Source organism: Streptomyces sp. MB09-02B (genome assembly GCF_033794485.1).
Taxonomy (GTDB): Bacteria; Actinomycetota; Actinomycetes; order Streptomycetales; family Streptomycetaceae; genus Streptomyces.
Genome location: NZ_JARGEE010000040.1, coordinates 24867 through 34217, shown reverse-complemented (window position 1 = coordinate 34217; position 9351 = coordinate 24867). Strand labels below are relative to the sequence as shown.

Genomic DNA, 9351 nt, shown 5'->3' with positions numbered 1-9351 from the left:
CAGCCGACCCCCGCCACCACCAACGGCCCGGCCTACGGCTATCCGCAGCCCACGGCGGCGGCCCTGGACCCGAACTTCCGCCTGCCCCCGCAGGGCCCGCAGTTCATCGGCCGCTGAGGACCGACGGCCAGGGGGCGCGAAGGCGAACCGGCCGGGGGACGCGAAGGCGAACCGGCCGAGACCCGCGTCAGCGCTCCGCCTTGGTCTTGTAGCCCCGCCCCCACTGCAGCCCCCACCCGTACAACCGGTCGAGCTCGGCCTGGAAGCCGTAGACGAACTTCACCTCACGGCGCACGGTGATCTCGCCCTTGACGTTCTCGATCATCACCACCGCGCAGGACCGGGCCTGCGGATGCCGCTCGTCCAGGCCTATCTCGATCCGCGGCCCGTTGCTCGGGTACAGCGTCACGATGGCGTGCGTGCGGTCGAAGGCCGGCGTCTGGTCGTAGATGTAGACGAACACCAGCATCCGCTTGAACTGGTCCCGGTGGTCCAGGTTGATGTACATGGTCTCGCCGGACCCGGAGCCGAACCGGTCGTCCCCGCTCAGCCGCATGTACGGCGCCTCGTTGATGTCGCCGAGGAAGCCGCCCAGCGGCTGGACGACCCCCTTGGTGCCGTCGGCCAACTCGTAGAGGCAGCCGAGGTCGAGGTCGACGTTCACCATGCTCTGGCTGTGTGCCTGCACCTCCTCCGGCCTGAGGGCCTTGAAGGGATGCCGCAGCACGCTCTGCCGCTTGGGTCCGCCGATGTCGGACGTCCGCATCCGCCAGGACAGGTTGACCCGCAGATGGCCCGCCGCCGCGTTCTGCTTGGACAGGGACACCTTCTGGTGCCGCTTGGTCAGCTCGATCGCGTTGGTCGCCGCGTTGCCCGCGTCGAACTCCGAGGCCCGCCCGCGCCACAGGTTGTCCAGAAAACTCATGCCCGCCCCACACCTGCCGTGTCGTCGCGTCAACCACCGACGGGGCGGCCGACGAGGACGCATCCTCGTCGGCCGCCCCGCTCAGAGCCTGCCCTCACCTCACGGGTGATCACACCCCGGAGGAGACCTCCGCCTTGTCGGCGGCGTCAGCTTTTCCCTCTTGGGCCGCCAGCGCCTTGTTGCGGCGGACGGAGGACCAGAAGGACCAGCCGATCAGGATGACACCGATGGAACCGGTGATGAACTCGTTGATCTCGTACTGGATGGTGACGAGGAGGATTCCGGCGAGGGCGCCGATCGCGTAGTGCGCGCCGTGCTCCAGGTAGACGTAGTCGTCGAGGGTGCCCTGACGGACCAGGTACACGGTCAGCGACCGGACGTACATCGCGCCGACACCGAGGCCGAGCGCCATCAGGACGATGTCGTTGGTGATGGCGAAGGCGCCGATGACACCGTCGAAGGAGAAGGACGCGTCCAGGACCTCCAGGTAGAGGAACATGAAGAACGCGGCCTTGCCGGCGAGGGCCACGGCCGAACGCGGCTTGCCCGCGCGCTCCGCCGCTTCCTCCTCCTCGTGCTCGCGCTCCTCGTCCTCCTCCAGCTTGTTCTCGAAGTAGCCGGAGAGACCACCGACGATCAGGTAGGTGATGAGGCCCGCGAGGCCGGAGATCAGGACCGTCTGCGCCTTGTCGGCATGGGTGCCGCCGTGCTGGTGGGCCTGGGTCGCGAAGGTCATCGAGGTGACCAGCAGGACGATCATCGCGATGCAGGCCGACAGCATGTCGACCTTGCCGAGCTTGGACAGCGGGCGCTCCAGCCAGCCCAGCCACTTGATGTCCCGGTCCTCGAAGATGAAGTCCAGGAAGATCATCAGCAGGAACATACCGCCGAAGGCCGCGATCGACGGGTGCGCGTCGGTCACGTACTGCTGGTACTGGTCCTTGTCGGTCAGCGCCAGGTCGACGGCCTCGATCGGCCCGAGCTTGGCGCTGATGGCGACGATGACGACGGGGAAGACCAGCCGCATACCGAAGACGGCGATCAGGATGCCGATGGTGAGGAAGATCTTCTGCCAGAAGGCATTCATCTTCTTCACGATGCCGGCGTTGACCACCGCGTTGTCGAACGACAGCGAGATCTCCAGGACGCAGAGGATCGCGACGAGCCCGAGGGCCGTCCATCCGTCGTAGAGAACCGCTGCTACCAAGCCGAGCGCGGTGACCGCGAACGACCAGCCGAAGGTTTTCAGAACCACTGGCTACCCAATCGTGTGTGTACGGGGTTCCCCCGCGCCGCGCGCGGCTTTACGAAACTTTGAACCCGAAGTCTAGTCGGGCACCCCACGCACCCCACACGGCCCCGGCTTTTGCGCATATAGCGCTACGAGACATTCACCCCGAAGTCGAGGGCGATGCCCCGCAGGCCGGACGCGTACCCCTGTCCCACGGCGCGGAACTTCCACTCCCCGCCGTAGCGGTAGACCTCGCCGAAGATCATCGCGGTCTCGGTGGAGGCGTCCTCGGAGAGGTCGTAGCGGGCGAGTTCCTGGCCGTCGGCCTGGTTGACCACACGGATGAAGGCATTGCTGACCTGCCCGAAGGCCTGGCCGCGGTTCTCGGCGTCATGGATGGAGACCGGAAAGACGATCTTGTCGACGGTGGCCGGCACCCGGGAGAGGTCGATGATCAGCGACTCGTCGTCGCCGTCGCCCTCACCGGTGAGGTTGTCGCCGGTGTGCTCGACCGAGCCGTCCGGACTCTTGAGGTTGTTGTAGAAGACGAACCACTCGTCCCCCAGCACCCGGCCGCCCTGGCACAGCAGCGCGCTGGCGTCGAGGTCGAACGGGGCTCCGGTGGTGGTCCGGACGTCCCAGCCGAGCCCGACCAGGACTTGAGTGAGATTCGGTGCGGCCTTGGAGAGGGAGACATTGCCTCCCTTGGCGAGTGTGACGCCCATGGTGCTGGTCCTCCCCGATTTTCGAGCTTCAGTTGCTCAACTGTTCAGTTGTTCCGTACGCGCGGGCTCCCCGCCCTCGTCGTACGAGCGCGTCCGGCGCCGCGGTCGGTGTCGACAGCGGCGCCGGACGTGGTGAGTCTGTGGTTCACGGGGGGTCTTCCCCCGTGACTCAGACGTTCACACCGAAGTCCTGGGCGATACCGCGCAGGCCCGAGGCGTAGCCCTGGCCGATGGCGCGGAACTTCCACTCGGCGCCGTGGCGGTAGAGCTCACCGAAGACCATGGCGGTCTCGGTGGAGGCGTCCTCGGAGAGGTCGTAGCGGGCGATCTCCGCCTCGCCCGCCTGGTTCACGACGCGGATGAAGGCGTTGCGGACCTGCCCGAAGGACTGCTGACGGTTCTCGGCGTCGTAGATCGAGACCGGGAAGACGATCTTCTCGATCTCGGCCGGGACGGTCGCGAGGTTGACCTTGATCTGCTCGTCGTCGCCCTCGCCCTCACCGGTGAGGTTGTCGCCGGTGTGCTCGACCGAGCCGTCGGGACTCTTCAGGTTGTTGAAGAAGACGAAGTTGGCGTCGCTGCTGACCTTGCCCGACGAGTCCAGCAGCATGGCGCTGGCGTCCAGGTCGAAGTCCGTACCGGTCGTGGTGCGGATGTCCCACCCCAGTCCGATGATGACCGCGGTCAGGCCCGGCGCCTCCTTGGTCAGCGATACGTTGCCGCCCTTGCTGAGGCTGACTCCCACGAGGTCCTCCGTTTGGTTTCAGGGGCGGGGAGCCCCTGCGTTGCGTTGGTGTCGGATCAACGTGTCGATCCTAGTGACGGGTTCCCGTTCCTCGCAGGGTGTGGAACCGAAGAATCACAGGGTGTCGAGGGCCGCGAGGTACTCGTTCAGGTCGCGGGCGTCGGGCAGGGCATTGATGACCGACCAGCGGACGAGGCCCTCCTTGTCGACGATGAACGTGCCGCGCACCGCGCAGCCCTTGTCCGCGTCGAACACGCCGTACGCCCGGGACACCTCGCCGTGCGGCCAGAAGTCCGACAGCAGCGGGTACTCCAGACCCTCCTGCTCGGCGAAGACCCGCAGAGTGTGGATGGAGTCGTTCGACACGGCCAGCAGCTGCACGTCGTCGTTGACGAACTTCGGCAGGTTGTCCCGCAGCTCGCACAGCTCGCCCGTGCACACCCCGGTGAACGCGAACGGGTAGAAGAGCACCACCACGTTCTTCTCGCCCCGGAAGTCCGACAGCCGGACCGTGGCGCCGTGGTTGTCCTTCAGCTCGAAATCGGGTGCCTTGTCGCCGACCTGGATCGCCATGGTCTACCTGAGTCCCTTCCTGGGCTGTTCGGGGGAACCCAGCCTACGCAGCAGACGACAAACCCCTGGAGGGCGGCCCCGAAGGGGCCCCCTCCAGGGGCGCGGGGAACTGCGCGACAAGCCACGACGAACCTGCGGTCGCCGTCGCGCAGAACCCACCGAGCTGTCAGGCGAACCTGCCGAGCCAAAGCGGCAGCGTCACGTCACCTCTTGCCGGACTTCGCCGCCTTCGGCGTCACGAGCCGACTGCCGCTCCAGTCCTTGCCCACGCTGACACTCTTCGACGCGGACAACCCCGCAGTCGTCGCGGCCTCCGAAATGTCGCTGGGCTCCACATAGCCGTCGCGCCCGGTCTTGGGCGTCAGCAGCAGGATCGAGCCACCTTCCTCGATGTACGTGGTGGCGTCCACCAGCACATCCGTCAGGTCGCCGTCGTCGTCTCGGAACCACAGCACGACGGCATCGGCCACGTCGTCGTAGTCCTCGTCGACGAGCTCACTGCCTACGACTTCCTCGATGGACTCGCGGAGCTCCTGGTCGACATCGTCGTCGTAGCCGATCTCCTGGACCACCTGCTCGGGCTGGAACCCCAGCCTTGCGGCAGGGTTCGTCCGCTCCTCCGCGTGGTCCGCGGTCGCGCTCACGGGTTGCCTCCTGATCATGTTCGGGTGGGGTCGCCCCCTGGGGAATCAGCCACGCGCGTGCGCGAAGCATTGGCCGTAGTCCACACGGGCGGGGCGGATCGCGCAAGTACCCAGCCATCGAGACCGCCGAAACGGTGACGATCCGGGCCGTGTCACCGCAACTCTCTACGCGGATTCACAGCCCCACGTGACGCACGCCACACCGTTTTGCCCGTTTTGCGCATTCGGCAACCATCCGGGGGTACGAGCATCGAATACCTTTACCACCTTTGCCGAGCGGACGGCCGCCCTGGTTACTTCTCGGTAGAGGTGACGTTTACGTCCTTGAGGTACACGATGGGGGGCGGTGCAGGCACCTAGAGAACACCCTTGCAGAACCCCTGAAGAGCGGCCCTCTGACAGCTAAGGAACAGCGTGGCTTCCGGATCCGATCGCAATCCGATCATCATTGGCGGCCTTCCGAGTCAGGTCCCTGACTTCGATCCCGAGGAGACCCAGGAGTGGCTCGACTCGCTCGACGCCGCCGTGGACGAGCGCGGCCGTGAGCGCGCGCGCTACCTGATGCTCCGGCTCATCGAGCGGGCCCGCGAGAAGCGTGTGGCCGTGCCCGAGATGCGCAGCACGGACTACGTCAACACCATCCCGACCAAGGCCGAGCCGTTCTTCCCCGGCAACGAGGAGATCGAGCGGAAGATCCTCAACGCGACCCGCTGGAACGCCGCCGTGATGGTCTCGCGCGCCCAGCGCCCCGGGATCGGCGTCGGTGGTCACATCGCGACCTTCGCGTCCTCCGCCTCCCTCTACGACGTGGGCTTCAACCACTTCTTCCGCGGCAAGGACGAGGGCGACGGCGGCGACCAGATCTTCTTCCAGGGCCATGCCTCCCCGGGCATCTACGCCCGCGCGTTCATGCTCGACCGGCTCGACGAGCGGCAGCTGGACGCGTTCCGCCAGGAGAAGTCCAAGGCGCCCTACGGGCTGTCCAGCTACCCGCACCCGCGCCTGATGCCGGACTTCTGGGAGTTCCCGACCGTGTCCATGGGCCTCGGCCCGCTGGGCGCGATCTTCCAGGCGCGGATGAACCGGTACATGGAGGCGCGCGGGATCGCGGACACCTCCAAGTCGCACGTCTGGGCGTTCCTCGGCGACGGCGAGATGGACGAGCCGGAGTCGCTCGGCCAGCTCACGATCGCCGCCCGTGAGCACCTCGACAACCTGACCTTCGTGGTGAACTGCAACCTCCAGCGCCTCGACGGCCCGGTGCGCGGCAACGGCAAGGTCATCCAGGAGCTGGAGTCGGTCTTCCGGGGCGCCGGCTGGAACGTGATCAAGCTGGTGTGGGACCGCTCCTGGGACCCGCTGCTCGCGCAGGACCGCGACGGTGTGCTGGTCAACCGGATGAACACCACGCCGGACGGCCAGTACCAGACGTACGCCACGGAGACCGGCGCGTACATCCGCGACCACTTCTTCGGTGACGACCACCGGCTGCGCGCCATGGTCGAGAACATGACCGACGACCAGATCCTGCACCTGGGCCGCGGCGGTCACGACCACCGCAAGATCTACGCGGCGTACAAGGCGGCGTACGAGCACAAGGGCCAGCCGACGGTCATCCTGGCGAAGACGGTCAAGGGCTGGACCCTGGGCCCGAACTTCGAGGGCCGTAACGCCACGCACCAGATGAAGAAGCTGACGGTCGCCGACCTCAAGGGCTTCCGCGACCGGCTGCACCTGCCGATCTCCGACAAGGAGCTGGAGAGCGGGGCCCCGCCGTACTACCACCCCGGGCGGGACTCCGAGGAGATCCAGTACATGCACGACCGCCGCAAGGGGCTCGGCGGGTACGTCCCGACGCGTGTCGTGCGGTCGAAGCCTCTGCCGCTGCCCGAGGACAAGACATACGCGAGTGTGAAGAATGGCTCAGGTCAGCAGTCGATCGCCACGACCATGGCGTTCGTACGACTGCTGAAGGACCTCATGCGGGACAAGGAGATCGGCAAGCGGTTCGTGCTGATCGCACCCGACGAGTATCGCACCTTCGGCATGGACTCGTTCTTCCCGAGCGCGAAGATCTACAACCCGCTCGGCCAGCAGTACGAGGCGGTCGACCGCGATCTGCTGCTCGCGTACAAGGAGTCCCCGACCGGGCAGATGCTGCACGACGGCATCTCGGAGGCGGGCTGCACGGCGTCGCTGATCGCCGCCGGTTCGGCCTACGCCACGCACGGCGAGCCGCTCATCCCGGTCTACGTCTTCTACTCGATGTTCGGTTTCCAGCGCACCGGTGACCAGTTCTGGCAGATGTCCGACCAGCTGGCGCGCGGTTTCGTCCTGGGCGCGACCGCCGGCCGTACGACCCTGACCGGTGAGGGTCTGCAGCACGCGGACGGGCACTCGCAGCTGCTGGCGTCCACCAACCCGGGCTGTGTCGCGTACGACCCGGCGTTCGGGTACGAGATCGCGCACATCGTGAAGGACGGTCTGCGCCGGATGTACGGCCCGGACAGTGAGGACGTCTTCTACTACCTCACCGTCTACAACGAGCCCATCCAGCACCCGGCCGAGCCGGCGGACGTGGACGTCGAGGGCATCCTCAAGGGCATCCACCGCTACCGGGCCGGCGAGGCGGGCTCGATCCCCGCACAGATCATCGCCTCCGGTGTGGCGGTGCCGTGGGCGGTCGAGGCGCAGGAGATCCTCGCCGCCGACTGGAACGTCAAGGCGGACGTCTGGTCGGCGACCTCCTGGAACGAGCTGCGCCGCGAGGCGGTCGACGTGGAGCGGCACAACCTGCTGCACCCCGAGGAGGAGCAGCAGGTCCCGTACGTGACGAGGAAGCTGAGCGGCGCCGAGGGGCCGTTCGTGGCCGTCTCCGACTGGATGCGGTCGGTGCCGGACCAGATCTCGCGCTGGGTGCCGGGCACGTACCAGTCGCTGGGCGCGGACGGCTTCGGCTTCGCGGACACCCGGGGTGCGGCGCGGCGCTTCTTCCACATCGACGCGCAGTCGATCGTGGTCGCGGTGCTGACCGAGCTGGCGCGTGAGGGCAAGGTCGACCGCTCGGTGCTCAAGCAGGCCATCGACCGGTACCAGCTGCTCGACGTGGCGGCGGCGGACCCGGGGGCGGCCGGCGGCGACGCCTAGCATCCGGTCCCGGTGTCAAGGGGTGGTGAACCGGTGGGTTCACCACCCCTTCACGTTTCCTACGATGCCGCCATGAAGCAGCGATCGGTATCGGCTCAGCTCCGTTGGGAACGGCGTACGCAACGGCCGCTGTTCGGCCTGGCCCTGGTGTTCGCCGTCGCGTACGCCGTGCCGATCGTGCGGCCGGACGCGAGCGACGACGTGAAGTGGTGGTGCGACGCCGCCGAGTGGGTGGTGTGGGGCGCCTTCGCACTCGACTACGTCGTCCGGCTCCTGCTCGCCGAGCGGCGGTGGGAGTTCGTCCGGTCGCGGTGGCTGGACCTGGCGGCCGTGGTGCTGCCGATGATCCAGTCGCTGCGGCTGCTGCGGGTGGTGGCGACGCTGCTGCTGGTGGGGCAGCGGGCGCGGATGGCCTCGCAGATAAGGCTCACGACGTACGTCGGCGGGGCGGTCGTCGGGCTGCTGATGTTCGGCTCGCTGGCGGTGCTGTCCGTGGAGCGGGACGCGCCCGGCGGGAACATCGACACGCTGGACGACGCGGTGTGGTGGTCGTTCACGACGATGACGACCGTGGGGTACGGGGACCACGCGCCGACGACCGGGCTGGGTCGGGTGCTGGCGGTCGGGCTGATGCTGTCCGGGATCGCGCTGCTGGGTGTGGTGACCGCGAACATCGCGGCGTGGTTCATAGCGCGGTTCGAGAAGGACGACGCGGAGGAGCGGCGGCAGACGGCCGCGATAGCGGAACTGGCGGAGGAGGTTCGGTTGTTGCGGGCGGAGGTGGCGTCGTTGAAGTCCGTCGAAGGGGTGCCTGAACAGCGCCGATGACCGTAGGGGTGGGGTGCGTCGGCGAGTGCGGGTGCGTGGGGCTTCTCGCGCAGTTCCCCGCGCCCCTGAAAAGCACGGGCTTCGCCCCGTGCTTTTCAGGGGCGCGGGGGCCTGATGCTTTTAGGGGCGCGGGGAACTGCGCGAGAAGCCCCACCGGGCCGCACGCTCAGACGAGACCGGCCCCCGGCCCCGTCACACCCGCCAGCCAGATGATCGCCAGGATCGTGTCGATCGCACCCAGAACGACCGCGATGAGCGCAGGGACGGGGCGGGCGCCGGACCACGTGCGGTTCATGGCCAGCCAGCCGCAGAGGACCGCCACGGGTCCCAGGACGATGCCCAGGACGAAGAATCCGGCGATCGCGCAGATGACTCCGATGATCCCCAGCGTCGCGCGATCCGGCCCGCTCCGTGACCACGTCCGGCCACGTGAGCGAGGGTGCCTGCGCGAACTGTGTCCGAAACCCGCCATTGTCAACAACTCCCTGAACCTCGCGGTCAGTTCGAGTACGACATGGCGAGTACCCGTGCGG

The 9351-nt window shown here is 67.5% G+C and carries 9 protein-coding genes and 1 pseudogene; 3 read left to right on the top strand and 7 right to left on the bottom strand.

Going from position 1 to position 9351, the window contains the following annotated elements:
- Nucleotides 1-117: pseudogene (locus P1P70_RS08985) on the top strand (TerD family protein); the annotation flags it as partial.
- 70 nt (nt 118-187) lie between these two features.
- Here P1P70_RS08985 and P1P70_RS08980 read toward each other — a convergent pair.
- The 6 genes from P1P70_RS08980 to P1P70_RS08955 all read right to left on the bottom strand — a co-directional run bounded on the left by P1P70_RS08980 (nt 188) and on the right by P1P70_RS08955 (nt 4843).
- Nucleotides 188-925 carry a Tellurium resistance gene (locus P1P70_RS08980; protein ID WP_319236016.1) on the bottom strand — a complete coding sequence of 246 codons (738 nt, stop codon included), beginning with the start codon at nt 923-925 and terminating at the stop codon, nt 188-190.
- Nucleotides 926-1034: 109 nt separating this feature from the next.
- On the bottom strand, nt 1035-2180 hold the full coding sequence (locus P1P70_RS08975; protein WP_319236014.1) for a DUF475 domain-containing protein: 1146 nt from the start codon (nt 2178-2180) through the stop codon (nt 1035-1037).
- Between the two features lie 125 nt (nt 2181-2305).
- Complete coding sequence (locus P1P70_RS08970) at nt 2306-2881, bottom strand: TerD family protein (protein WP_033527290.1); 576 nt, start codon at nt 2879-2881, stop codon at nt 2306-2308.
- Nucleotides 2882-3050: 169 nt separating this feature from the next.
- Nucleotides 3051-3626: a calcium homeostasis/redox stress adaptation protein gene (locus P1P70_RS08965; RefSeq protein WP_319236011.1), complete on the bottom strand. Its 576-nt coding sequence runs from the start codon at nt 3624-3626 to the stop codon at nt 3051-3053.
- Between the two features lie 114 nt (nt 3627-3740).
- Entirely contained in the window at nt 3741-4199 is a 459-nt protein-coding gene (locus P1P70_RS08960; RefSeq protein WP_319236008.1) for a peroxiredoxin, read from the bottom strand.
- A gap of 203 nt (nt 4200-4402) precedes the next feature.
- A complete protein-coding gene (locus tag P1P70_RS08955) occupies nt 4403-4843 on the bottom strand; it encodes a DUF3052 domain-containing protein (protein ID WP_033527287.1) in 441 nt (146 codons plus the stop codon).
- 414 nt (nt 4844-5257) lie between these two features.
- Here P1P70_RS08955 and aceE point away from each other — a divergent pair, with 414 nt between their 5' ends.
- Nucleotides 5258-7990 carry a pyruvate dehydrogenase (acetyl-transferring), homodimeric type gene (gene aceE / locus P1P70_RS08950; RefSeq protein WP_319236004.1) on the top strand — a complete coding sequence of 911 codons (2733 nt, stop codon included), beginning with the start codon at nt 5258-5260 and terminating at the stop codon, nt 7988-7990.
- Between the two features lie 72 nt (nt 7991-8062).
- A complete protein-coding gene (locus P1P70_RS08945) occupies nt 8063-8818 on the top strand; it encodes a potassium channel family protein (RefSeq protein WP_319236002.1) in 756 nt (251 codons plus the stop codon).
- A gap of 166 nt (nt 8819-8984) precedes the next feature.
- Here the strand turns inward: P1P70_RS08945 and P1P70_RS08940 are convergent, their stop codons facing one another.
- The gene (locus tag P1P70_RS08940) at nt 8985-9290 is read right to left on the bottom strand and encodes a small hydrophobic protein (protein WP_319236000.1); all 306 of its coding nucleotides are present in this window, start codon (nt 9288-9290) and stop codon (nt 8985-8987) included.
- Nucleotides 9291-9351: the final 61 nt, after the last annotated feature.

Bases quoted from the DNA above. Each gene is read 5' to 3' on its own strand.
- P1P70_RS08945 (WP_319236002.1), top strand. From the start codon at position 8,063: ATGAAGCAGCGATCGGTATCGGCTCAGCTCCGTTGGGAACGGCGTACG.
- P1P70_RS08980 (WP_319236016.1), bottom strand. From the start codon at position 925: ATGAGTTTTCTGGACAACCTGTGGCGCGGGCGGGCCTCGGAGTTCGAC.
- P1P70_RS08960 (WP_319236008.1), bottom strand. From the start codon at position 4,199: ATGGCGATCCAGGTCGGCGACAAGGCACCCGATTTCGAGCTGAAGGAC.
- P1P70_RS08970 (WP_033527290.1), bottom strand. From the start codon at position 2,881: ATGGGCGTCACACTCGCCAAGGGAGGCAATGTCTCCCTCTCCAAGGCC.
- P1P70_RS08940 (WP_319236000.1), bottom strand. From the start codon at position 9,290: ATGGCGGGTTTCGGACACAGTTCGCGCAGGCACCCTCGCTCACGTGGC.